This is a genomic window from Sphingobium nicotianae (assembly GCF_018603885.1).
GTDB lineage: Bacteria > Pseudomonadota > Alphaproteobacteria > Sphingomonadales > Sphingomonadaceae > Sphingobium > Sphingobium nicotianae.
Window position 1 is genome coordinate 178,414 of record NZ_JAHGAW010000003.1, and the last position, 22,844, is coordinate 201,257.

Below are 22,844 nucleotides of genomic sequence, written 5' to 3' on the forward strand. Positions count from 1 at the left end.
CGCGCGATGTGCATAAGCGCTTCCATGAGCGCCGACGCCCCCGCTTCCTCGCCGCCCTCGGCCGCCCCCGCGCCCGTCTCGCCGCTCTCCGTGCCGATCTTCCGCGCCGTCTGGGTGGCGAGCATGGCCTCCAATTTCGGCGGCCTGATCCAGTCGGTCGGCGCCTCGTGGATGATGACCTCGCTTGGCGGCTCGGCCGAGATGATCGCGCTGGTGCAGACTTCGACCAGCCTGCCGATCATGCTGCTCTCGATGTGGGCCGGCGCGATGGCGGACAATCTCGACCGGCGCAAGGTGATGCTGGTCGCACAGACCTTCATGCTGCTGGTGTCGCTGGCGCTCGCCGCTGCGGCTTGGCTCGGGATCATGACACCCTGGCTGCTGCTCTCGCTCACCTTCCTCATCGGCTGCGGCACGGCGCTCAACTCGCCGGCCTGGCAGGCCTCGGTCGGGGACATGGTGCCGCGCGCGGCGCTGCCAAACGCGGTCGCCCTCAACAGCATGGGCTTCAACATCGCGCGCAGCGTCGGCCCGGCGCTTGGCGGCCTCATCGTCGCGGCGGGCGGCGCAGCGGCCGCATTCATGATCAACGCGCTGAGCTATGTCGGCCTGATGGGCGTCCTCGCCCGCTGGGCGCCGGACGTGCCGCCACGGCTGCTGCCGCGCGAGAAGCTCGGCGTCGCGATGGGCGCGGGGCTGCGCTACGTCGCCATGTCACCGCCGATCCTGCGCATCATGGTTCGCTCGGCGTTGTTCGGCCTGGCAGCGAGCGCGGTGCCGGCGATGATGCCGCTCGTCGCGCGTGACATCGTGCAGGGCGGCGCCTTTACCTATGGCGTACTACTTGGCTTCTTCGGCCTGGGCGCGGTCGGCGGCGCGCTTGGCAGCGGCTGGCTGCGCCAGCGCCTGTCGAGCGAATCGCTCGTACGCCTTGCGTCGGCGGCGCTGGCCGCCGGTGCTGCGACCACCGGCATCAGCCCTTATCTGCCGATCACGCTCGCCGCACTCGCGCTGGCCGGGGCGGGCTGGGTGGTCGCGCTCTCGACCTTCAACGTGAACGTGCAAATGTCTTCGCCGCGCTGGGTCGTGGCACGCTCGCTCGCCATCTATCAGATGGCTGTCTTCGGCGCGATGGCGGGCGGAAGCTGGATGTTCGGCATCATCGCCCAGGATCATGGCGCGGTGCTCGCGCTGCATGTCGCTGCGGCCATCCTGATTGCCGGACTTGCTGTCAGCATCCTGCTGCCGCTGGAGTCGGTGGACGACATGAACCTCGATCCGCAGAATCTCTGGCAGGAGCCGGATATGGCCGTGCCGGTCAGTCCGCGCAGCGGGCCGGTCGTCATCACCATCGACCATCGCGTGCCGCAAGCGAACATCCCGGCCTTCCTGACCGCCATGGAGGAGCGCCGCCGGATCCGTCGCCGCGACGGCGCGCGCGGCTGGACCCTGATGCGCGACCTGGCCGACCCGGAGCTGTGGGTGGAGCGCTACGACGTGCCGACCTGGCTCGATTATATCCGCCACAACCAGCGCCGCACCTTCGCCGATGCACCCAACAGCGACGATCTGCGCAGCCTGCGCGCGGAGGAAAGCGAGCCGGTCGTGCGTCGTCTCCTCGAGCGCCAGACCAGCGCGCTGCCCTTCTTCGGCCGGACGCTGGGCGCCCGCGAACTCGCCGATCCGATGACTGACCCGACGCGCTCGAACTAGGGTGTGCGGACCCAAACAAAAACCGGTTTCAACGCAGACCTGCTACCGCCCCCGCGCCGCCAGCCGCGCCACGTTGATCAGTTCCTGCGCCAGCACGGCCTCGCCGATCTGATGCGAGAGGCGGCTGGTGCGCTCGGCCTCGGCCATGCGGACGATCGCCTTGTCGAGATCATCGCCACGCAGGCTCGCCACACCGTCATCGCCCCGCCCGCCGAAGCGCTGGCCCTGGCCGTTCTGCGACTGGCTGAGGCCGACTGCGCGCTGCAGCGTGATGCGCAGCAGCCCGGAGAGCGATCCGCCGCTCTGCTTGAGATGCGCGATCTCATGCTCGGCACCCGCGATATTGCCGGACAGGACGACCATCGCCGCCTTGAACAATTGCTGCTCGCCGCCTTCCGCGCCCAGCGCATCGAGCGCCTCCTGCGTTGCTGCCTTTGGCTCTTCGGAGCTGGCGTCAAGATAGAGCGCGATCTTCTCGATCTCGCCGGCCAGCAGGCCGCGCTCGCCGCCGGTCAGCGCCACGAGCCGGCGCGCCAGATCGCCGGGCAGCTCCAGGCCCAGCTCGCGCGCCATCGTCACCGCCAGCGCCTCGGCATTGCGGCCCTCGGGCGCATAGCTGACGATCGCGATCGCCGCCTTCTGGCTCTCGACATAGGTCAGGAGCTTGCTGGTCTTGCGCAGATTGCCCCCGATCAGCACGACCGGGTCGCCGGTCGCCGACGCCTCCATCAGCGCCTCGACCGCCGGCAGGCTCTCCTCGCCAGCCGGGCTCACCCGGATCCAGCGCTTGTCGCCGAACATCGAGATGGACGCCGCCTCATCGGAGAGGCGCGCCGGATCCGAGCGCAAGGTGGGTCCATCGAGATCGATCCGTTCGGCGCCAGCGCCGATGGCCTTACCGAAACGCGCGGCCAGCGCCTCGCTGCCGGCTTCGTCCGGACCGTAGAGCAGGTAGAGACGGATATTGGCGGCGGGTGCGTCGATCGCCTTGAGCGCCGCGGCATTGTCCGCCCGCAGGCTCACCGCCCGCTCAATTCTGCGCGCCGAGCGCCACGCGCGCCAGGATGCGGTCGGCGATGATCTCGGTCAGGCGCTCGAGTGCGGTGTCCTCGGCCGCGACCGTTGCATATTCGCTGGACGTGACGTCGATGCCCGCATCCCAGCCGGTCGTCTCGTCGAGCAGGGTGGCGCCGTCCGTGCTGTCGATCAGCTGGTAGCGTGCGCGCAGCGTCCGTCGCTCGCGCGTGACAGTGTCGTCGGCGCGCACGCCCAGCCCCTCGATCTTGTCGTCGAGCTGAACCTTGAGCGTGTAGCGCGGCGTGCCCTGGCCCATGCTGGCGAGCCGGTCGTTGAGCGCATTGCGCATCAGCCAGCCCTGCTTGCCGGTGATCGGGGCGACCTTGATGCCGGCCAGCGCCTTCGCCGCCGCGCCGTTGCGCCCGCCGCCATAGAGCGGCTGGAGGCCACAGCCGGACAGGCTGGCGAGCAGCGCGAGGGACAAGGCGGGCAAGGCGGCGCGGCGCATCAGATGACCAGATTGACCAGGCGATCGGGCACGACGATGATCTTCTTCGGCATTGCCCCGTCCAGCGTGCGCGCGACATTGGGGGCGGCGAGCGCGAGGCTCTCCAGCGTGGCCTTGTCGGTGCCCTTGGGCACGGTCAGCGTGTCGCGCAGTTTGCCTTGCACCTGCACGGCAATGGTCACTTCATCCTCGACGAGCAAGGCCGGATCGACGGGCGGCCACATGGCGTCGGCGATCAGGCCGGTTTCGCCCATCTCGGCCCAGGCTTCCTCGGCCAGATGCGGCGTCATCGGCGCGACCAGCAGCGCCATGGCGCGGATCGCGTTGGCCTTGCTGGCGCTGGGCTGTGCCTTCTCGATGGCATTGGCCAGCTCGTAGATCTTGGCCACCGCCTTGTTGAAGGCAAGCGCCTCGACGTCCTTGGCGATCCCGGCCACGGTCTGGTGCAGCTTGCGCTCCAGCGCGATGTCCGATCCGCCGTCGCCGCGCTCGCTGACCTGGCCGAACATGCGATACAGGCGATTGACGAAGCGCCACGCGCCCTCGATACCGGCCTCACTCCAGGGCAGGTCGCGTTCGGGCGGGCTGTCGGACAGCATGAACCAGCGCACGGCATCGGCGCCATAACGCGCGATGATCTCATCCGGGTCCACGACATTCTTCTTGGACTTGGACATCTTGACGACGCGGCCGAGGCTGACCGGCTCGCCGGTGCCGTCGACGAAATAGGCGTCCTCGCGCCGCACCACCTCTTCGGGCGACAACCAGCGGCCGTCCGGCGCCTGATAGGTCTCGTGCGTCACCATGCCCTGCGTGAACAGGCTTTCGAACGGCTCGGTCACGCCGATCTTCTGGATGCGGTTGAGGGCGCGCGTCCAGAAGCGGGCATAGAGCAGGTGCAGGATCGCATGCTCGACGCCGCCGATATATTGGCCGACCGGCAGCCAGCTCTCGGCTTCCTCGCGATCGAACGGCTTGTCCCCGGGCTGGCTAGCGAAGCGGATGAAATACCAGCTCGAATCGACGAACGTGTCGAGCGTGTCGGTCTCGCGCACCGCCGGCCTGCCGCATTTCGGGCAATCGACATGCTTCCATGTCGGGTGTCGATCGAGCGGATTGCCGGGAATGTCGAAGCTGACATCGTCGGGCAGCACGACGGGAAGCTGCTCCTTGGGCACCGGCACGACGCCGTCGGTGGCGCAATGGATGAACGGGATCGGCGTGCCCCAGTAGCGCTGGCGCGAGACGCCCCAGTCGCGCAGGCGCCAGACGGTGGTGCCCTTGCCCCACTTGCCCGCCTCGGCGCGCGCGATCACCTCGGCCTTGGCGGCGTCCACGGTCATGCCGTCGAGGAAGCGCGAATTGACCAGTTTACCGGGGCCGACATAGGCCTCGTCATGGATCGGCTTGGCCTCGTCGCCGCCGGCCGCGACCACGCGCTCCACGGGGAGCATATATTTGCGCGCGAAATCGAGGTCGCGCTGATCGTGCCCCGGCACGCCCATGACCGCGCCGGTGCCGTAGTCCATCAGCACGAAGTTCGCGACGAACAGGGGCAGCTTCCAGTCCGGATCGAAGGGATGGACCACCGACAGGCCGGTGTCGTAGCCCTTCTTTTCCTGCGTCTCGACTTCCGCCGCGGCGGTGCCGGTGCGCCGGCATTCCTCGGCGAAGGCGGCGAGCTGCGGATTGTCCTGCGCCAGCGCCAGCGCGATCGGATGGTCCGCCGCGATCGCCGCGAAGCTCGCGCCGAAGATGGTGTCCGGCCGGGTCGAGAAGACGTCGAGGCGGTCAATGTCCTCGACCGCCTGCGACAGCGCGAAGCTGAACTGCAGGCCCTGCGACTTGCCGATCCAGTTCTCCTGCATCAGCCGCACCTTGTCCGGCCACTGGTCGAGCGTGCCCAGCCCGTCCAGCAGATCGTCGGCGAAGTCGGTGATCTTGAGGAACCATTGCGAGAGCTTGCGCTTCTCGACCAGCGCACCCGAGCGCCAGCCGCGCCCGTCGACCACCTGCTCGTTGGCGAGCACGGTCATGTCGACCGGATCCCAGTTGACCGCGCTTTCCTTGCGATAGACGAGGCCGGCCTCGTAGAGATCGATGAACAGCGCCTGCTCGTGGCCGTAATAGTCCGGCTCGCAGGTCGAGACTTCGCGGCTCCAGTCAAGCGCGAGGCCGAGCTTGGCGAACTGCGCCTTCATCGAGCGGATATTGGCGCGCGTCCACTCGCCGGGATGCACGCCCTTCTCCATCGCCGCATTCTCGGCGGGCATGCCGAAGCTGTCCCAGCCCATCGGGTGCAGCACGTCGTCGCCCTGCATGCGGCGGAAGCGGGCGAACACGTCGCCCATCGTGTAGTTGCGAACATGGCCCATGTGGAGCCGCCCCGAGGGATAGGGGAACATCTCCAACACATAGCTCTTCTTCGCGCCGGGACGGGAGCCCGCCTTGAAGCTCTGGCGGTCGTCCCACACGGCCTGCCAGCGGGCGTCTGCCGATGCGGGATTGAAGCGTCTGTCGCTCACGTCTTGCCTCTATGTCTTCTGCCCGGTCGCATGCCGGGCGCGACCGCTCAGCCGCCGTTGATCGCGCGTCGGCGCAGATCACGGGCCCGGGTCAGGATGATCTCTTCCAGCTTCTGGGTCGTCGCCGCCTGCACGGGGGCGTCGATCCATTGGCCATTCTGCAGCGTCTGGCGGCTGGCCGCGACGCGAAGCGCATCAGCGCGCAGATCCTGGTCGAGGATCGTGACGGTAAGCTTCATCCGCTCGTTCTGCGCGCTCGGATTGATGTACCAGTCGGTGATGATGATCCCGCCGTTCGAATCGGTCTGGAGCAGCGGCATGAACGACACCGTGTCGAGGCTCGCCCGCCAGAGATAGCCGTTCACACCGATGTTCGTCACTTTCGATGCGGCGAGGTCAGCCCGCGGCCGCTTCTTCTGGCTGGCGCAGGACGCGAGCAGGCCGCAGCAAAGCGCCAGCGTCAATCCGCTCGCGAGGCCGCGCTTGAGTGTCAGTCGTCCGTCGAGAAGCATGTCGTTCCGTTCCTGTGCTTCCGGTCTGCAGCCGGGCTCCCTGTCGATCAGCCTCTATAGTGGACGATGTCCCGCGCACAAGTGGCGGTTTCTGGCGCGACCTTCTCGGGAAGTTGTCGACAGAGGCATCCGTTTTTGCCCATCCGTAATTTCGCAACGATCCGTCGCTCCGGGGGTTGATTCCCCATGAGCAACATCGCAAGAGCCGCCCCGGAGGGGATCGACGCCTGTCGAGTCTGGTCGCGACTGTGGATAAATGGTCACGCCTCGGGGCAATTTGTTGGCTGCGCTGGCATTCGTTGTTTTCCTCATGATATAGGATGTTCCACTCGAAGAGTCGGACTCGGGAGTCGTTGAAGTGCGTGTGACGAAGAGCAAGATTGCGATGCTGGCGGCGGTGGCCGCCACGGGTTCGCTTGCGCTCTCGCCGTCCCTCGCGGCCGTTCTCGGAGCGATCTCGCCCAAGCACGTCGCTTCGCCGGTTTCTCTCGACATGCTGGGTTCGATCGGCTCCTTCACGCCCGTCACCAGTGACGATCGCCTCGCCAAGGCCTATGCCAAGGCAGCGCGCGAATCGCAGAGCCGGGGCTTCCGCTTCACGCCGACCAGCGGCTCGATCAACGGCCGCTCGCTGACCATTCTGGTCCGTGCGCCGGGCCTGCCCGCTGCCAATGGCGCGAATGAGCGCGTGCTGCCCAATCTCGGCGTAGCGCCGGTCGGTTATCGTCTGGGCGTGACCAAGGGTCTTGCGCAGTTCTCGACCGGTGCGCGCGCCGAAGCGATGCAGCCCGATCCGCCGATCGAGGGCAAGATCGTCGAGCCGGTGCCGAGCTATACGCTGCACCCGAAGAAGGATCGCTTCTCGGCCAATCTCCAGCTTCAGCGCGAGGAAGCGACCGCCGCTTCGCCGACGGAAGCCTCGCCGCAGACGCTCGGCGCAGAGCAGCGCTATGGCGTGGATCTGTCGAGCAGCTATTCGCTGACCCGTAACCTGAACGTCCAGGCGGGCGTGCGGTACAAGGGGCCCGGCAATCGCCTTGCCCCGGCGCTGACCGATCAGACGCGGGATAGCCAGGCAGTTTACGTCGGCACCACCTTCAAATTCTGATTTGAGCCGATCATCGGCTGATAGGGCGCATTGAGCGCGCAAAGTGATGCGTGCCCGCGTTTTCACGAGGGCACGCAATCTCTTCCGGAAAACGCCTCGCCGCTAACCGACGTGGACGCCGCCGAGCGACCCCAGCAGCCCGAACGCCTGCAGCAGCCAGAGAACCACGACGATCACGACAACCGCGTTCAGGATGCTGCGAATCTTGCCGTCCATCGGAATATAATTGTTCACCAGCCAGAGCAGCACGCCGACGACGATGAGGATGATGACGATATTGAGCAGCGACATCGCTTCTCTCCCTGAGAGCTTGCAGGATCGTTGAGACTCGGGTGAGTCCTGTCGCAAAAACGACCTACGGCTCGTTAAGGTTCCGCATGAAGCAAATGAGTCGGGTCATGGCCAACCATGGGGGGCATTGCGCAGCCGGAGGCCGCTGACATGCAGGCCCGAGCCCCACAGGGGCGCCAGTGCGCGCAGGTCGGCGACCGGGCGTAGATCGACATCGCAGGCGGCCAGCCGCGCCGGCAGGTCGTCCAGCGCATCGACCCGGTCCGGCACGGCCAGCGCACGCGAGACCCACATGCCGGCATCGTCGAGCGCTTCAAACGTCACGGCCGGCAAGGCATAACGATGGATCGTGGCGCGCGCGATTCGCGCCATCCAGCCCGCCTCTACCCAGGCGATCATGCGCCGGTCCGCATCCGGCCAGAATCGTGCGCGCGCATCCCCATCCGTCGCATCGGTCGGCCAGGCGAGAATGCGCGGACACTCGCGCGGGAAGAGATACAAGGGCTGATGCCAGTCGTCGATCGCCCAGACCAGTGGCCCGTTGAGCCACGCCATGCCCGGCGCGCGCTTTGTCGGCACGGCCACGCCGCGCGGCGTGAAACGCGCGATCTTGCCATCCTCGCTGAAGTGGAAGAGTGCCGGCTTCACCGCGTCACAAGCCCGTCGATCGCTGCGAACCCTGTCGCGCCGAGCCGCCGCACCAGACCGGCATGACGCGGGCACACGCCGCCCAGGGCGATCACCGGTACGGACGACCGGCGTGCCAGGGCAGCAAAGCGGACGGGGCCAAGCGGTCGCCCTCCGGGATGCGAGCGCGTGGCGAACAGGGGCGAGATTAGTATGGCATCGGCGCCGGCGCGGAAGGCGGCGAGAAGTTCATGATGGTCATGCACAGACGCGCTGTGAAGCCACGGCCCGGCCCGGCGCGCCGGTATCGGACCATGATGCCCGTCGGCGCCCCATGCGCGCGCCTGCTCCGGCGATCCGGCCAGCAACAGGCGGCATCGGCGCCCGACGACGGCACGCAGCCCGTCGAACAAGGCTCGTCGCCCCGCCACATCCCGCCGGTAGTGGCGCACGACGATCGCCGCGCCGCGCGGCAGGCGGCGCGCTGCGTGCAGCAGGTCCGCGTCCGGGATGCGCGCATCGGTCATCAGCCAGACGGTCGGGACGCGCCGTCGCAATTTGCCTTGGCCTTGGTGCATGGCGCCTCTTATAGCGGCGCCGATGAACGGGGATAGCGACGAGATGGCGGCGGCCGAGCGCCTGACAGCCGTGCGGGACGGCATTGCGCGGGCCGAGCAGGTCGCGCGCCGCCCGGCCGGATCCGTGGAGTTGATCGCGATCAGCAAGACGCACGACGCCGAGGCGATCGCGCCGCTGATCGCCGCCGGCCAGCGCGTCTTCGGCGAGAATCGCGTGCAGGAGGCGCAGGCGAAATGGCCGGCGCTCAGGGCCGCGCATCCCGGCATCGCGCTGCATCTGGTCGGCCAGCTCCAGTCCAACAAGGCCGAGGATGCCGTCGCTTTGTTCGACGCGATCCATTCGCTCGACCGCTCCTCGCTCGTCGAAGCGCTGGCGAAGGCGATGGCCAAGATCGGCCGCCGGCCCGACTGCTTCATCCAGGTCAATATCGGCGCGGAAGACCAGAAGGGCGGCTGCGCGATCGCCGATCTGCCGGCGTTGCTGGCGCAGGCGCGCGATGCGGGTCTGCCGGTCGTCGGCCTGATGTGCGTGCCACCCGCTGATGTCGAACCCGCACCCTATTTCGCCCTGCTCGACAAGCTGGCGCGCGATCATGGCCTGCCCGGACGATCGATGGGCATGTCCGGTGACTATGAGACGGCGATCATGCTGGGCGCGACCCATGTCCGCGTCGGCACGGCGCTGTTCGGAGCGCGCCCGCGCGCGATGGAATGAGCCCGGACGCGATCATCTTCGATTTCGACGGCGTGATCGCGGATAGCGAGATGGTCTCCTGCGCGCTTTTCAGCCGGGCGCTGACCGGCATGGGCCTGCCAACCAGCCCGGAAGAAGCGCATGAGCGCTACCTTGGCCGCAATCGCGCGGATTCGCTCGCCTCGATCCATGCCCAATGGGGCGCTCTCGTGCCTGCCGACATCGCGGAGCGGATCGAAGCGGAGACGCACGTCCATTTTCTCGCACCGATCCCACCGGTCGCCGGGCTGGACGCCTTTCTCGCGCGCAGCGCCCATCTTCCGCGCGGCATCGCGTCATCCAATGCCAGCGCCTTCATTCGCCATCATCTCGACGCCTTCGCGCTCGCCCATCATTTTGGCGACCATATCTATTCGGGCCGCGAGCATGTGACGCGCGGCAAGCCCTTTCCCGATCTTTATTTGCATGCCGCCGCGGCGCTCGGCGTGGCCCCGGCCCGATGCGTGGTCATCGAGGATTCGCCGATCGGCGCCCGGGCCGCGCTGGCAGCGGGTGCGCGTGTCTTCGGTCTGGCGGCCGGCAGCCATGCCCGCCCGAGCCTGACCGCCGCACTGCGAGCGGAGGGCGTCGAAGGCGTGTTCGACAGCTACGCCGAACTGTCCGCGCATTTGAGGCTACATCAATAAGCCCCTCCCCTTCAGGGGAGGGGTTGGGGTGGGGTACGACGCTTCCTCCATGCGCAAGCAGGCAAGCTCGAAGCACCACCCCAACCCCTCCTCTAAAGAGGAGGGGCTATATTCTAGCGATCAGAACTTCCCGCGCACCGTGATGCCGTAAGTCCGCGGCTCGGCGAGATAGGCCGAGAAGAGCTGGTTCGACATCGTCCCGAACCGGCCGAGCTGCGCGGTCGACTGGTTGTTCGGGCTGCTGCTCTGCAGCGGGCTGTTGAAGGCGACCTGCGTGTAGTTGCTGTTGAAGATATTCTGCCCCCACAGCTCGATGCCCCACTTCTGGTCAGGGCCGCGAATGCCGATGCGGGCATTGGTGACGACGTAGCCGTCCTGGCGCTTCTCCGGATAGAGATCCGAGCCGGTGTTGTAGTCGTCGGTGATGCGGTTATCGACATAGACGAGGCCGGTCCAGCCGGCGCTGTTGAGCGGCGGCGTCCAGGTCACGCTCGCGGTGGCGACCCAGCGCGGCGCATTGCTGTTGTCGCTGCCCGGCAGCAGGAACAGGGCGGGATCGAGCGGCGTCTGCCCGTCGGCGCTGCCTACCAACGTCCCGGCGAAGCGGGTCTTGGCATAGGTGACACCGGCCGTGGCGTGGAAATAGCGCGTCGGCGCGATATAGGCCTCGAGCTCGACACCCTTGCTGGTGAGACCCGCCTTGGTGTCCGAGCAGGTGCCGTTGGCGGCGAGCGTCGTCTTGCAGCCCTGGATATTCTGCACGACGAAGCTGGTGCCGTTGAAGGTGTTGAGCTGGAAGTTGCTGAACTCCTGCAGGAAGGCCGCGATATTAACGCCCCATTGTCGCTTGTTGACCTTGAGGCCCACTTCAAAGGCATTGACCGTTTCGGGGCCGAACAGCAGCGAGGCCGCGTCCGCATTGGTGCGCGGCGAGAAATAGGTGATCGGCGAGATCGCCGTGCCGATGCCGGTATTGCCGAGCTCGAACCGGTCGAGATTATAGCCGCCCGCCTTGTAGCCGCGCGAGTAGCTGCCATAGACCATCAGGCTCGGGACCGGTTTGTAGGAGAGGACACCGGTGCCGGACAATTTGCCGTCGCTATAGGTGTTCTGCAGATTGAGGCTGTTGAGGCTGGTGCTGGCATTGCCGAGGCAGGCGAGCGTCAGGATGCCTTGGGCAAGCTGCGCGGCGCTACCGAGCTGGGCGTTGGTGGCGATGCCGGCGAGCTGCGGCTGGAGCGCGGCGCAGGTCGCATTGTTGTTGTTGAGCGCCGCCGAGAACCGCTTGCGCTCATGCGTGTAGCGCAGACCGATGGTCAGATCGATCTTGTCGGTCAGATGCACGATGTTGTGCGTAAAGAGCGCCCAATTCTCGCTCTTCTGGAAATAGCGCGAGTCGGTGTCTCCAGAGCCCGAGGGAATGTTGGTGAGCGCTCGCAGACCGCCACCGAGCCCACCCGAAATCGCACCCGCCTGTGCCTGCGCCGTTGCCAGCGGCAGACCGGCATTGAGGAAGGCCTGGGTCAGGCCGGCATTGAGATTGGCCTGTGTGCCCGCGATCAGATTGCCGATATCGGGCGTCAGGGGATTGGCGTCGATCGGCGCCGCGCACAACGCCAGATTGGCGGCCGGCAGATTGCTGGTATTGCCGGCACCCGCCATCAGGCGGCAAGCCGCGAACCGGCCATAATCGGCGCCAAAGCGGATATTGTCGCGCAGGGTCAGATCCTCGTGCGCATAATAGCCGCCGATCAGCCAGTCGAGCTTGTCGGCAAAGGCCGAGCCCTGCAGCCGCAGCTCCTGGGTGAAGGTCTTGAACTGGCGATAGGTGTTGGGATCGCGATAGAGCAGGTCCGCGGTCGAATAATCATAATCGCCATAGTCGGCCGACTTGTAGTCGCGATAGGCGGTGATGCTGGTCAGCTTGGCGCCGCCCATGTCATAATTGATCTCGCCGGACAGGCCCCAGTCCTTGAGATCGCTGACATAGTTGCGGCCCGGCGTGATGCTGATCGCGCGATTATAGGGGTCCTGCGTGTAGGGCGTCGCGCCGTTGGGGAATTTCGTGCCGAGCGCGGAGAGGATCGTGACGATGCGGTTCGTGGCGCTCTGGGTATAGTTGGTGGGGCTGGTGCCGGTCTCTTCGCCCGTGTCGATATACACCGCGCCGCAGCAGCTCTCGTCGCGGTTGGTATAGTCGCCGATGATGCGGACCGACAGCTCGCTGGTCGGCTCGAACAGCAGCTGTCCTCGGATGAAGTAGCGATTGCGATCATTGGTGTCGCCGGTCTGGTTGCCGCTGGCGTCGACGATCTTGAGGAAGCCGTCACGCTTGGAATAGACGCCCTCAATGCTCGCCGCGATCGTCTTGCTGATCGGGCCGGTGATGCGGGCGGCGGCGCGCCAGTAATCATAATTGCCGTAGCTGATCTCGCCGCTGCCACCCAAAGTGAAGCTCGGCGACTTGCTGACGATGTTGAGGAGGCCGGCCGAGCTGTTGCGGCCGAACAACGTGCCCTGCGGTCCGCGCAAGACCTCGACGCGCTCGATCTCGCCCAGGTCGGTAAGGCCGGCGCCGGTGCGCGAGCGATAGACGCCATCGATGAACACCGAGACCGAGCTTTCCAGACCCGGATTGTCGCCGACGGTGCCGATGCCGCGGATGCGCGCGGTGCCATTGGCTTCCGATCCGGTCGAGGAAACGAGCAGCGACGGCGCGAGTTGATTGAGCTGACGGATGTCGTTGGCACCGCTGTTCTGCATGGAGGCCGACGTGACCGCCGAGACGGCGATCGGCACGTCGGAAAGCGGGCTGGCGCGGCGGGTCGCGGTGACGATGATGTCGCCCGCATTCTCGCCAGTGTCGGTAACGGCATCAGCGGCCGCTGGCGCGTCCTGGGCCAGGGCCGGCGCGGTCAGCGCGCACAGCAGGGCCGCAAGGCTGGCCGAAGCGAAAATGGAGGGCCTGCGCATCGGGTGTCTCCTCTCGATTGTGATATATCTTTTGGGCGATGTAACGCCGCAACTGCCCTCAGTATAAGCGAGGCTAAATCCGGCTGGAAATCCCCTTTCATACGCCGGCCGGCTGCCTGTTGCATCCTTGTTACACCATATTCGACTCGTCGTCAGGCAGGCACGGCGAAGCGCAGGAGGCGATCGGAAAGAGGGACGAGCGCTTCGCCACCATGGCCGATCAGCGCACGGATCGGCGCTGCCGCAGCGTCAAGCCCGCCGGTCAGCGCCCCGAAGGCGGGGATGATGAGCTTGCGCTCGCCCATCACGAAGCAGCGCCGCGAGACCGATCGGCCACGCAAGCTGAGCCGCCATTTGGGATGAAAATGGCCGGAGATTTCGGGCTGGATTTCACCAGCGCGTGCTTCGTGGCGCAGGATGACGCCGTCGATATGCGCTTCGTCGATCGTTTCGCCACCCAGGCCGGGTGCCGGCGCGGGATCGTGATTGCCGGTGATCCAGGTCCAGCGGCAGCGGGCGGTGAGGCGAGCGAGGCGCGCGCGCGTGACCGCGTCCATACGATCGGCGGCGTGACCGTCGTGGAAACTGTCGCCCAGGCACCAGATCTCACGCGGGGCGAGGAGATCGACCAGCGCTTCCAGCCCGTCGAGCGTGACCTGGCTGTCATAGGGCGGCAGCATCTGCCCGCGCCGGGCATAGGCACTGGCCTTCTCGAAATGCAGGTCGGCCACGATCAACGCCGCCCGCTCGCGCCAGACCAGCGCCCCTTGCGGCAGCGCGTACCAGCTCTGGCCGGCAAAGGGGAAGGAGGGCGGGGACCGCATGGTCTTAGCTATGCGCCGGGGGCGAGCGCCTTTCAATCGGAAACTCGAACAAAGAGAGAACTCGTTCCTCTTCAAAACAAAGTCCGGGCGGTTCTATTTTGAGAGCGGAAGGCTTAGATGCCGATCATGCCCTTGCTTCCGCCCGCTGTCCGCGTTGCCGCCTTCTACACCTTCGCACCGATTCCCGATCCTGCGGCCCTCGCGCTGGAGTTACGCGCGTTCGGCGCCGGGCACGGCCTCGTCGGCTCGATCATCCTCGCCACCGAGGGCATGAACGGAACGATTGCCGGCGCGCCCGAGGCGATGGACGCCGCGCTGGCTCGTCTGCGTGCCGTGCCCGGTTTCGCGACCCTTTCGGCGCGGTGTCACGACGCCGAGCGCCTTCCGTTTGCGCGCTGGAAGGTAAAGGTAAAGCCCGAGATCGTGACGATGGGCGTTGCCGACATCGATGCGAGCGCCGCCGGGATCCATGTCCCGCCCGAAGAGTGGAATGCGCTGATCAGTGATCCCGACACGATCCTGATCGATGCGCGCAACGACTATGAAGTGGCGATCGGCGCGTTCGCGGGCGCGATCGATCCGCAGACCGCGAGCTTCGGCGATTTCCCCGCCTGGTTCGATGCCCAGGTCGAACAATGGCGCGCCGAGGGGCGCACACCGCGCCTCGCCATGTATTGCACCGGCGGCATACGCTGCGAGAAGTCGACCGCCCTGGCCCGCGCGCGCGGCTTCGAAGAGGTCTATCATCTCGACGGCGGCATCCTCGCCTATCTGGCGCAGATCGAGGAGCGCGACAGCCTCTGGCAGGGCGAATGCTTCCTGTTCGACGAGCGGATCGCCATCACCCATGGCGAACGGACCGGCGCGGCCTCGCTCTGCCCGCGCTGCGGCCAGCCGGTCGCGGCCTCAGCGGAAGGTTGCGGCCCCTGCGTCGAGGCTGGCGAAGCGTGACGCCCCGGCCGCCTGCGCTGCATCCTTCATGTGGAAGTCGACCCGGCGGTTGCCAAAATCGATCGCGACCTGATCGAACAGGCGCAGCATACGCATGCCAAGCAGCATCGCCGGCTTGTCGCCCAGGCCCAGCTCGTCGAAGGGCGCCGCGTCCAGGAATACCATCGGCACATTGTCGAGCGTCACCGCGCCGATGGTGATGCGCCGCACGACGGTGAACTGGGCCGGCACGGTGATGCCGGTGACGCTGGTCAGCGTCGTGGGCTGCGGCGGAATCACCAGCTTCTTGAGCTTGAGATTGTTGAACAGGGCCATATTGCCGACGCTGAGTTCAGCGCCGGTGTCGAGAATGACATTGACCCTTCGCCCGTCGATCTTCGAATCGACGAGGATGAGCTGGCCGAACTTGCTGCGCGCCTCCACGACGATGGTGTTGGCATCGTTGCGGTCGCTCCCCCGTCTGCTCCTGCCGACGTCCATCTTGCGCCGCTGGAAGTCCATGGTGAGACGTTTGCCCTTGAGGCTGTCCAGCCCGATTATGCCGGCACCCCCGAGATCATTATGCGCGATGCTGAGCGCGTCGAGATTATCGACGGCATGATCGCCGAAGGTCAGACCGTCCAGCTTCACCGTGTCGACCGTGACGCGTCCGGCCATGCTCACGATCTCGACCGGCGAAAGCACAGGCAGGGCGAGCCGCTGGGCAATCTCCTTGGCGACGATCGTGCGCTGCGATCCGGTGTCGATCACGAAATCATAGGTGCCACTGGTGCCGATCCGCACCGGCATGGTCATGCGATCCGCCTGATCCTTGCTGATCGGGACGAACTGATCGGTGAGCTGGAACCGCGCGGGATCGGGCGTCTCGTTAGGCAGGTTCGGCGTGATGACGAATTTGCCATCCGGCGCGCCGGGCGCGTCTGTCGCACGATTTTCCTGGGCGAATGCCGGGCCGGCCAGCGCCATTGCGGCGAGCGCGGTCATCATGAGACGGTTCTTGAGCAGCATATGCCTACCTCTCCATAGGCCGTGATAATATCACGTCCCGGCGTGCATGCAAAAGCCTCAATCGGGCGTCATGGCCAGCCGGGCCAGCGCCTCCGCCTCGATCAGCAGGGCATCGTCCGTCTCCTGCCTGGCGACCTGTTCGCGCCCGATCATGATCAGCACCGGCACCGCCAGCGGGCTGACCCGCTGCAAAGGCACGTGAAGCATTGTCTCTGCCGCGCGATCGAGAAGCTCGCCCAGCCGGCCGACATCGGTCATGCGCGCGCGGGCATCCGCCCAGGCCGCCTTGAGCAGCAGATGATCCGGCTCGTAGCGGCGCAGCACGTCATAGATGAGATCGGTCGAGAAGCTCACCTGGCGCCCGGTCTTGCGGGTGCCGGGCCGCTGCCGCTCGATCAGGCCGGAGATGACGGCGACATCGCGAAAGGCGCGCTTCAGCAAGCTCGATTCCTCGACCCAGGCGATGAACTCGTGATCGAGAATGTCGGCTGAGAAGAGCGCCGCCGGATCGCGCACCGGCTCCAGGCTATAGACGGCGAGTGCATAGTCGTTGGAGACGAAGCCGATCGGCTTGAGGCCGCGCTCCTCCATGCGCCGCGTCAGCAGCATGCCGAGCGACTGGTGCGCATTCCAGCCCTCAAAGCTGTAGGCGACCATATAATGCAGCCCCTCGTGCGGGAAGGTCTCGATCAGGAGCTGATCCGGCCGCGGCAGCACCGAGCGGAGCTGCTGCATCGCCAGCCATTCGTGCACGTCGTGAGGAAAGCGATGCCATTGCGAGGGATCGGCCAGGAACTGGCGCACGCGGCCGGCGAGATGCGTCGACATGGCCATGCGCGTGCCGCCCCAGCTCGGGATCTGCGCCGACCTGGTGCTGGCCTTGACGATGATCTCGGCCTCGGTCTGGCGGAGCAGCTCCAGCGACATGCCGGAGAAGAAGAACCGATCGCCGGGCGAGAGCGTCGCGGCGAACGCTTCCTCGACCGTGCCGAGCTTGCGGCCGTTCAGGAAACGGATGTCGACTGCCGGCTGATCGACGATGATGCCGGCGTTGATGCGGTGCTGCTGGGCGAAGCGCGGATGGGCGAGGCGCCAGTGGCCATCCCGCTCCTGCACCAGCCGCTGGAACCGGTCATAGGCTCGCAGGGCATAGCCGCCGGTCGAGACGAACCGGAACATGTCGTCGAGCTGGACGCGGTCCAGCCAGGCATAGGGCGTCGCGCTGGTCACTTCGGCGAGGAACTGCTCGGGGTCGATCGGCCCCGCACAGGCCAGCGCCATGATATGCTGGGCGAGGACGTCGCGCGCGCCGGGCCGGAAGGTCTCGGCATCGCGCGCGCCGGCCATCACCGCGTCATAAGCGGCCTGCGCCTCGAGATATTCGAAGCGATTGCCCGGGATCAGGATCGCCTTGCTCGGCTCGTCCATGCGGTGATTGGCGCGGCCGATGCGCTGGAGCAGGCGCGACGAGCCCTTGGGTGCCCCCATCTGGACGACGCAGTCGATGTCGCCCCAGTCGATGCCGAGATCGAGGCTGGCGGTGGCGACGAGGCCCCGCAGCCGTCCGTCCGCCATCGCCGCCTCCACCTTGCGCCGCGCCTCGCGGCTGAGGCTGCCATGGTGGATGCCGATCGGCAGATTGTCGTCATTCTCGCTCCACAGCTCCTGGAAGGTCAGCTCGGCGAGGCTGCGCGTATTGCAGAAGACGAGCGTCATCTTGTGCGCCGCGATGATCTCGATCACCTGCTTGGCGGCATAGACGCCGCTATGGCCCGACCAGGGCACACGGTCTTCGGGGATCAGGATGGAGAGGTCGGGCGGCGCGCCGGGATCGCCCTCGACCAGCGCGACCTTGTCCGCCTGCCCCGCCGGCGCGAGCCATTGCCGGTAGAGATTCGGCTCGGCCACGGTAGCCGACAGGCCGACGCGGCGCAGCCCCGGCCGGATGGATTGCAGGCGTGACAGAGACAGGCTGAGCAAGTCGCCGCGCTTCTCGGCCGCGAAGGCATGGATCTCGTCGATGATCACCGTATCGAGATCTGCGAACAGATATTCGGCGTCGGGATAGGACAGCAGCAGCGAGAGCGATTCGGGCGTGGTCAGCAGCATCTGCGGCGGGCGGATGCGCTGGCGTGCCTTGCGGTCCGAGGGCGTATCGCCGGTGCGTGTCTCGACGCGGATGTCGAGGCCCATCTCCTCGATCGGCGTCAGCAGGTTGCGCTGGACGTCGACGGCGAGGGCTTTGAGCGGCGAGATGTAGAGGCTGTGCAGCCCTTCGCGCGGCGTTTCGATGAGATCGACGAGGTTCGGCAGGAAACCCGCCAGCGTCTTTCCCGCGCCGGTCGGTGCCACCAGCAACGCATGATCACCCCGCTTCGCGGCCGCGAGCATCTCAAGCTGGTGCCGGCGCGGCGCCCAGCCCCGGCGCGCGAACCAGTTCGTGATGGGAGAAGGCAGATCCGCCATTTCCCCTATGTGGCAGCCGCGCGGACCAAAAAAAAGGCCGCCCCGAAGGACGGCCCGGAAGTTTTAGGAGAGGATGCCTGAAAGGCTCAGTCTGTATGTCTTACATACTAATATTCTGCAATTGCGAAATGAGACGAATTGATTGCAACTTCTGCATCTTAAGCTTTTGTCAACGCAACTGCTTGGCTTCAGTGCCCCGCTTGCGGCCCTCGCTCGAGACCGGAAAGCGCCAATTGTTCGTCGATTTGTGCCATCAGCCGGTCCAGCCCCGCCTGATCCTTGGCCTCGGCGCGGGCAACCAGCACATCCTGCGTGTTCGAGGCACGCAGCAGCCACCAGCCATCGGGCGTGTTGACGCGCGCGCCGTCGGTCGCGTCGACCGTCGCGCCCGAATCGGCCAGACGCGCCAGCACTTCCTCGATCACGGCGAACTTGCGACTCTCGTCGACCTGGAAGCGCAGTTCGGGCGTATTGACCATCGCCGGCATCTCGCTGCGCAGCTGCGTCACGCTCTTGCCGAGGTCGCTGGCGGCACGAATGAGCCGCACTGCAGCATAAAGCGCATCGTCATACCCATAATATTGGTGCTTGAAAAAGATATGGCCGCTCATCTCGCCAGCGAGCGGGCTGCCAGTTTCCTTCATTTTGGACTTGATGAGGCTGTGGCCGGTCTTCCACATCAACGGCTTCCCGCCGAGCGCCGCGACGCGGTCGAACAAAGCCTGGCTGGCCTTCACATCGGCGATAATCGTGGCGCCGGGCACGTCCTTCAGCACCGGCTCGGCAAAGATGGCGAGCAGCTGATCGCCCCAGATGATCCGCCCCTCGCCATCGATCGCGCCGATCCGGTCGCCATCGCCATCGAACGCCACGCCGAAATCGAGCTTCTTCTCCGCGACGAGCCTGCGCAGATCGGCCAGATTCTTCTCTTCGGTAGGGTCGGGATGATGATTTGGGAAATTGCCGTCGACATCGGTGAAGAGCGTGTAATGCTCACCGGGGAGCAGCTTGACCAGCTTCTCGACCGCCGGGCCGGCCGCGCCATTGCCGGCATCCCAGCCGACGCGGAAGGCCTTGCCGTCGAACCCCTCGACCAGCCGCCGCGTGTAGCGGTCCATGATGTCGACTTGTTCGCTGCCGGCCGATCCCTCGACCCAGTCTCCGCTCTCCGCCATGGCGCCGAGCGAGGCGATGTCCGCGCCAAAAAACGGTCCATGCTGCAGGACCAGCTTGAAGCCATTATAATTGGCGGGATTATGGCTGCCGGTTATCTGGATGCCGCCATCCACATCCAGCACGGCCTCGGCATAATATAGCATCGGCGTCGGCCCCTCGCCGACCCGCACGGCATGGATGCCACTGTCGTTCAGCCCCTTGACCAGCGCCGCCTCGAGAATGGGCGAGGAGAGCCGCCCGTCATAGCCGACCACGACCCTGCTGCCGCCCAGCCGCGCGACCCGCGTGCCGAAGCCCCGCCCGATCGCATAGGCATCCGCCTCGCCCAGCGTCTCGCCGATGATCCCTCTGATGTCATATTCGCGCAGGCTGGTCGGGTGGAATTGATGAGTCATGTCGGCTCCCTCGGACAAGATCGTGCAAGTCGTGCGAAACTGGATGCGATTCCCGGCGCTTCACTCTTGTGATTTCAGCAGCAGATCACGCGCGGCGTTGATACGCGCGGCGAGCCCAACCGATCCCCCGGCATCGGGATGATTGCGCGCCATCAGGCGGCGATAGGCGGCAAGGACGGTCTCGCGATCCGCGTCGGGCGCCACGCCGAGCACATCGGCCGCCTCCGCGCGGCTGAGCGCGATGGGGGGCCGCGGCGTCGCTGGCTTTCCTGCGCCGGGTATGAGCTGACTGCCATAGCGCAGCCACAGGCCCGATCCTGCCGCGATCAGCGCGCCCACCACCGGCATGCCCTTGGCCATCATCACCGTGCCGATCAGCGTGCCGCCGATGCCGATCCAGGCGGCGGGAAGCTTCCGCAGACGCTTGAGATCCTTGCCGAGCCAGAGCCACAGGCCGATCGCGGCCAGGACGGCGATCAGCAGCATCGGATCAGGCGGCGCTCTGCTGCGCGGCGCGCTGTCCAGCCAGCATCGGCAGGGCCAGGCCCGCGATCATCTCGCGCAGTTCCTGTCGCGCGGCGAGGTGGCTGACGCCGAGCTCGCCGAGCTGGCCGCGGTCGAGCAAGGTGAGGCCCGACGGGAAGAGCTCGCGGAAGATGACGCGCTCCGACAGACCCGGAATGACCCGGAAGCCGACTCGCTTGGAGAGTTCGGTCAACGCCTCGCCGACCCGGCGCTGGTTGCGCGCTTCCATGTGATGCAGGCGGTTGCGTAGCACGACCCAGTCGATCGCGGTGCCGTCCGCCTTGGCGCGGGTCTTGCGCGTCTCCCACATCAGCTCGGAATAGAAGCTCAGGCGCTTCACCTTGAAATTCTCCGGATCGACCTGGCCGATCAGGTCGAAGTCGACGAAGCTGTCGTTCATCGGCGTGACCAGCGTGTTGGCGGCGGCGGCGGCATAGCGGGCGATCGGATCGTCGCGGCCGGGCGTGTCGAGGATCACGACCTGCGCGCTCATCGCCGCCTGCGCGATCATCTCGTTGAGGCCCTGCGTGCTGTCGCCCGCATAGACATGGTGCGCCGGAGTCGGCAGGTCGATCTCGCGGCGCCGCGCCGTTTCCGCGCGATTCTCGAGATAGCGCGCGCTGGTCCGCTGGCGATGGTCGAGATCGATCAGCGCGACGGAGATATCCTGCGCGGCGAGGGCCACGGCGGTATGGACGCACGTCGTAGACTTGCCAGTGCCGCCCTTTTCATTGGCGAAAACAATAAGGTGCGGAGCGGCGCTGGACATGGATCGATCGAAACTCGTTGTGCTGGATGCGGCCCCTTGACCGCTCGGCCCGGACAGGCGAAGCCAGCGCCCGAACCCTTGCGACGGCCCTTATCGGAGGCGTGATCGGCGTGCAAATCTTCCGTGACGTTCGTTCGCTGCGGGCCGGCATCGCGGCCTTGCGCGCCGATGGTGGCCGTATCGCCATGGTACCGACCATGGGCGCATTGCATGCCGGACACATGGCGCTGGTCGCGCGCGCACGGGCGCTCGCGGAGCATGTGGTCGTTTCGATCTTCGTCAATCCGACCCAGTTCGGCCCCAGGGAGGATCTCGCTGCCTATCCCCGCCGCGAGGCGCAGGATGCGCAGATGCTGGAAGCGGGCCGCGTCGCCGCGCTCTGGGCGCCGAGCGTCGAGGTCATGTATCCGCAGGGCTTCTCCAGCAGCATCCATGTCGCCGGCGTCTCTGAAGGGCTCGACGGCGACTGGCGCCCCGGCCATTTCGACGGCGTCGCGACCGTCGTCGCCAAGCTGTTCGGGCAGGTGCGGCCCGATATCGCCTGCTTCGGCGAAAAGGACTTCCAGCAGCTCGCCGTGATCCGCCAGATGGTGCGTGATCTCGATCTCGACGTCGAGATCGTCGGCGTCGAGACGCAGCGCGACGATGACGGCCTCGCCCTCTCCTCGCGCAATGCCTATCTCAGCGACAATGCCCGCGCGATCGCGGCAGCGCTGCCCGAGACGCTGGTGATGGCCGGCGAGGCAATCATGGCCGGCAACCCGGTCGCGGACATCATCGCCGAGGCCACCGAACATCTCATCGAGTGCGGATTCGATTCGGTCGACTATCTCGCCCTGTGCGACGTGGGCACGCTGGCGCCGCTCGCCAGCCTCGATCGGCCCGCCCGGCTGCTTGTCGCCGCCCGCCTCGGCAGCACCCGGCTCATCGACAATATCGCCGTTAACCCTTGAATATTGCCGCCTGCGCGGGGTCGCGCGATCATCACGCCATGTAAACTCTTAAGGGCGTTAACCATTTCTCAAGGCGGCCATGGAAATTTCCCCCCATTCACGAACTTAACCGCTGGGGGTTGGTAGTGGCGAATAGCATGGCAAGTGCCCGTTTTCTGATCGAGAGCCGCAAGCATGACGCGGCTCTGGGCGACGCGCAGGCGCGTTTCGATCTGGGTGTGGCGTTCAGTTGCGGCACGGGTGGCGTCGAAGTCGACCTCATCGAGGCGCATATGTGGTTCAATCTGGCGGCGCAGGCCGGCAGCGAGGAAGGCCAGCACTGCCGCGCGGAAATCGCCGAAGAGATGACCGCCCGCGAAATCGCCGAGGCCCAGCGCCAGGCCCGCGCCTGGATCGTTCAGACGAGCCGTCGCGCCGCCTGATACACCGGCCGCCGGCGCAACATGCCGCCGGCCATGGCAAATCCCGCGATCAGCAGCGCCCAGCTTGCCGGCTCCGGCACGGCGGGGCGGACCCCATCGGAACCGAGCCGGTAAAGCGCCGTG

21 protein-coding genes and 1 pseudogene are annotated in these 22,844 nt (G+C 66.4%); 7 read left to right on the plus strand and 15 right to left on the minus strand.

Annotation, left to right across the window (positions count from 1 at the left end; translation table 11 throughout):
• Nucleotides 1–24 precede the first annotated feature (24 nt).
• A complete protein-coding gene (locus KK488_RS05360) occupies nucleotides 25–1,713 on the plus strand; it encodes an MFS transporter (RefSeq protein WP_214622114.1) in 1,689 nt (562 codons plus the stop codon).
• A gap of 42 nt (nucleotides 1,714–1,755) precedes the next feature.
• Here KK488_RS05360 and KK488_RS05365 read toward each other — a convergent pair whose 3' ends face one another.
• The 4 genes from KK488_RS05365 to KK488_RS05380 are packed head-to-tail and all read right to left on the minus strand — an operon-like array spanning nucleotide 1,756 to nucleotide 6,275.
• A complete protein-coding gene (locus tag KK488_RS05365) occupies nucleotides 1,756–2,736 on the minus strand; it encodes a DNA polymerase III subunit delta (protein ID WP_214622115.1) in 981 nt (326 codons plus the stop codon).
• A 7-nt stretch (nucleotides 2,737–2,743) separates the two neighbouring features.
• Nucleotides 2,744–3,238 carry an LPS assembly lipoprotein LptE gene (lptE, locus tag KK488_RS05370; protein ID WP_214622116.1) on the minus strand — a complete coding sequence of 165 codons (495 nt, stop codon included), beginning with the start codon at nucleotides 3,236–3,238 and terminating at the stop codon, nucleotides 2,744–2,746.
• Entirely contained in the window at nucleotides 3,238–5,763 is a 2,526-nt protein-coding gene (gene leuS / locus KK488_RS05375) for a leucine--tRNA ligase (RefSeq protein ID WP_214622117.1), read from the minus strand. The genes lptE and leuS overlap by 1 nt, the downstream gene beginning before the upstream one ends.
• A gap of 47 nt (nucleotides 5,764–5,810) precedes the next feature.
• Nucleotides 5,811–6,275: a DUF3576 domain-containing protein gene (locus KK488_RS05380; protein WP_214622118.1), complete on the minus strand. Its 465-nt coding sequence runs from the start codon at nucleotides 6,273–6,275 to the stop codon at nucleotides 5,811–5,813.
• 358 nt (nucleotides 6,276–6,633) lie between these two features.
• Here KK488_RS05380 and KK488_RS05385 point away from each other — a divergent pair, with 358 nt between their 5' ends.
• Nucleotides 6,634–7,383, plus strand: a complete 750-nt coding sequence (locus KK488_RS05385) for a hypothetical protein (protein ID WP_214622119.1) — start codon at nucleotides 6,634–6,636, stop codon at nucleotides 7,381–7,383.
• Between the two features lie 102 nt (nucleotides 7,384–7,485).
• Here the strand turns inward: KK488_RS05385 and KK488_RS05390 are convergent, their stop codons facing one another.
• The 3 genes from KK488_RS05390 to KK488_RS05400 form a co-directional block, all read right to left on the minus strand.
• Entirely contained in the window at nucleotides 7,486–7,674 is a 189-nt protein-coding gene (locus tag KK488_RS05390) for a Thivi_2564 family membrane protein (protein WP_214622120.1), read from the minus strand.
• A 105-nt stretch (nucleotides 7,675–7,779) separates the two neighbouring features.
• Nucleotides 7,780–8,322 (minus strand): DUF6886 family protein, encoded by a 543-nt coding sequence (locus KK488_RS05395; RefSeq protein WP_214622121.1) that lies wholly within the window; start codon nucleotides 8,320–8,322, stop codon nucleotides 7,780–7,782.
• Nucleotides 8,319–8,879 carry a thiamine phosphate synthase gene (locus KK488_RS05400; RefSeq protein ID WP_214622122.1) on the minus strand — a complete coding sequence of 187 codons (561 nt, stop codon included), beginning with the start codon at nucleotides 8,877–8,879 and terminating at the stop codon, nucleotides 8,319–8,321. The genes KK488_RS05395 and KK488_RS05400 overlap by 4 nt, the downstream gene beginning before the upstream one ends.
• 22 nt (nucleotides 8,880–8,901) lie before the next feature.
• Here KK488_RS05400 and KK488_RS05405 point away from each other — a divergent pair, with 22 nt between their 5' ends.
• Both KK488_RS05405 and KK488_RS05410 read left to right on the plus strand, forming a co-directional pair.
• Nucleotides 8,902–9,594, plus strand: a complete 693-nt coding sequence (locus tag KK488_RS05405) for a YggS family pyridoxal phosphate-dependent enzyme (RefSeq protein ID WP_214622123.1) — start codon at nucleotides 8,902–8,904, stop codon at nucleotides 9,592–9,594.
• Entirely contained in the window at nucleotides 9,591–10,259 is a 669-nt protein-coding gene (locus KK488_RS05410; protein ID WP_214622124.1) for an HAD family hydrolase, read from the plus strand. Before KK488_RS05405 ends, KK488_RS05410 begins: the two co-directional genes overlap by 4 nt.
• Nucleotides 10,260–10,379: 120 nt before the next feature.
• Here the strand turns inward: KK488_RS05410 and KK488_RS05415 are convergent, their stop codons facing one another.
• Both KK488_RS05415 and pdeM read right to left on the minus strand, forming a co-directional pair.
• Nucleotides 10,380–13,232, minus strand: coding sequence for a TonB-dependent receptor (locus tag KK488_RS05415; protein WP_214622125.1), 2,853 nt, complete (start codon nucleotides 13,230–13,232; stop codon nucleotides 10,380–10,382).
• Nucleotides 13,233–13,384: 152 nt separating this feature from the next.
• A complete protein-coding gene (gene pdeM / locus KK488_RS05420; protein WP_214622126.1) occupies nucleotides 13,385–14,056 on the minus strand; it encodes a ligase-associated DNA damage response endonuclease PdeM in 672 nt (223 codons plus the stop codon).
• A 117-nt stretch (nucleotides 14,057–14,173) separates the two neighbouring features.
• Between pdeM and trhO the strand changes: the two genes are divergently transcribed.
• Complete coding sequence (gene trhO / locus KK488_RS05425; protein WP_250890101.1) at nucleotides 14,174–15,007, plus strand: oxygen-dependent tRNA uridine(34) hydroxylase TrhO; 834 nt, start codon at nucleotides 14,174–14,176, stop codon at nucleotides 15,005–15,007.
• On the opposite strand, the gene KK488_RS05430 is transcribed toward trhO, so the two are convergent.
• From KK488_RS05430 to KK488_RS05450, 5 genes are all read right to left on the minus strand, one after another.
• Complete coding sequence (locus KK488_RS05430; protein WP_214622127.1) at nucleotides 14,963–16,015, minus strand: retroviral-like aspartic protease family protein; 1,053 nt, start codon at nucleotides 16,013–16,015, stop codon at nucleotides 14,963–14,965. The genes trhO and KK488_RS05430 overlap by 45 nt on opposite strands.
• Before the next feature lie 57 nt (nucleotides 16,016–16,072).
• Nucleotides 16,073–18,481: a ligase-associated DNA damage response DEXH box helicase gene (locus tag KK488_RS05435; RefSeq protein WP_214622128.1), complete on the minus strand. Its 2,409-nt coding sequence runs from the start codon at nucleotides 18,479–18,481 to the stop codon at nucleotides 16,073–16,075.
• A 188-nt stretch (nucleotides 18,482–18,669) separates the two neighbouring features.
• A complete protein-coding gene (gene pgmG, locus KK488_RS05440) occupies nucleotides 18,670–20,052 on the minus strand; it encodes a phosphoglucomutase/phosphomannomutase PgmG (RefSeq protein WP_214622129.1) in 1,383 nt (460 codons plus the stop codon).
• A 60-nt stretch (nucleotides 20,053–20,112) separates the two neighbouring features.
• Complete coding sequence (locus KK488_RS05445; RefSeq protein ID WP_250890102.1) at nucleotides 20,113–20,538, minus strand: J domain-containing protein; 426 nt, start codon at nucleotides 20,536–20,538, stop codon at nucleotides 20,113–20,115.
• A 4-nt stretch (nucleotides 20,539–20,542) separates the two neighbouring features.
• Nucleotides 20,543–21,346 carry a division plane positioning ATPase MipZ gene (locus tag KK488_RS05450; protein WP_214622130.1) on the minus strand — a complete coding sequence of 268 codons (804 nt, stop codon included), beginning with the start codon at nucleotides 21,344–21,346 and terminating at the stop codon, nucleotides 20,543–20,545.
• Between the two features lie 110 nt (nucleotides 21,347–21,456).
• On the opposite strand from KK488_RS05450, the gene panC reads away from it, so the two are divergent.
• Together panC and KK488_RS05460 are read left to right on the plus strand one after the other, a co-directional pair.
• The gene (panC, locus tag KK488_RS05455) at nucleotides 21,457–22,299 is read left to right on the plus strand and encodes a pantoate--beta-alanine ligase (protein WP_214622131.1); all 843 of its coding nucleotides are present in this window, start codon (nucleotides 21,457–21,459) and stop codon (nucleotides 22,297–22,299) included.
• 125 nt (nucleotides 22,300–22,424) lie between these two features.
• Nucleotides 22,425–22,721: an SEL1-like repeat protein gene (locus KK488_RS05460; protein WP_214622132.1), complete on the plus strand. Its 297-nt coding sequence runs from the start codon at nucleotides 22,425–22,427 to the stop codon at nucleotides 22,719–22,721.
• Here KK488_RS05460 and KK488_RS21775 read toward each other — a convergent pair.
• Nucleotides 22,697–22,819: pseudogene (locus KK488_RS21775) on the minus strand (PEPxxWA-CTERM sorting domain-containing protein); the annotation flags it as partial. The gene KK488_RS05460 and the pseudogene KK488_RS21775 sit on opposite strands and share 25 nt — an antisense overlap.
• Nucleotides 22,820–22,844 lie beyond the last annotated feature (25 nt).

Coding starts and splice junctions, on each gene's coding strand:
- KK488_RS05360 (WP_214622114.1), top strand. CDS start 25: ATGAGCGCCGACGCCCCCGCTTCCTCGCCGCCCTCGGCCGCCCCCGCG.
- lptE (WP_214622116.1), bottom strand. CDS start 3,238: ATGCGCCGCGCCGCCTTGCCCGCCTTGTCCCTCGCGCTGCTCGCCAGC.
- KK488_RS05380 (WP_214622118.1), bottom strand. CDS start 6,275: ATGCTTCTCGACGGACGACTGACACTCAAGCGCGGCCTCGCGAGCGGA.
- KK488_RS05390 (WP_214622120.1), bottom strand. CDS start 7,674: ATGTCGCTGCTCAATATCGTCATCATCCTCATCGTCGTCGGCGTGCTG.
- KK488_RS05400 (WP_214622122.1), bottom strand. CDS start 8,879: ATGCACCAAGGCCAAGGCAAATTGCGACGGCGCGTCCCGACCGTCTGG.
- KK488_RS05405 (WP_214622123.1), top strand. CDS start 8,902: ATGAACGGGGATAGCGACGAGATGGCGGCGGCCGAGCGCCTGACAGCC.
- KK488_RS05410 (WP_214622124.1), top strand. CDS start 9,591: ATGAGCCCGGACGCGATCATCTTCGATTTCGACGGCGTGATCGCGGAT.
- KK488_RS05415 (WP_214622125.1), bottom strand. CDS start 13,232: ATGCGCAGGCCCTCCATTTTCGCTTCGGCCAGCCTTGCGGCCCTGCTG.
- pdeM (WP_214622126.1), bottom strand. CDS start 14,056: ATGCGGTCCCCGCCCTCCTTCCCCTTTGCCGGCCAGAGCTGGTACGCG.
- trhO (WP_250890101.1), top strand. CDS start 14,174: ATGCCGATCATGCCCTTGCTTCCGCCCGCTGTCCGCGTTGCCGCCTTC.
- KK488_RS05430 (WP_214622127.1), bottom strand. CDS start 16,015: ATGCTGCTCAAGAACCGTCTCATGATGACCGCGCTCGCCGCAATGGCG.
- KK488_RS05435 (WP_214622128.1), bottom strand. CDS start 18,481: ATGGCGGATCTGCCTTCTCCCATCACGAACTGGTTCGCGCGCCGGGGC.
- pgmG (WP_214622129.1), bottom strand. CDS start 20,052: ATGACTCATCAATTCCACCCGACCAGCCTGCGCGAATATGACATCAGA.
- KK488_RS05445 (WP_250890102.1), bottom strand. CDS start 20,538: ATGCTGCTGATCGCCGTCCTGGCCGCGATCGGCCTGTGGCTCTGGCTC.
- KK488_RS05450 (WP_214622130.1), bottom strand. CDS start 21,346: ATGTCCAGCGCCGCTCCGCACCTTATTGTTTTCGCCAATGAAAAGGGC.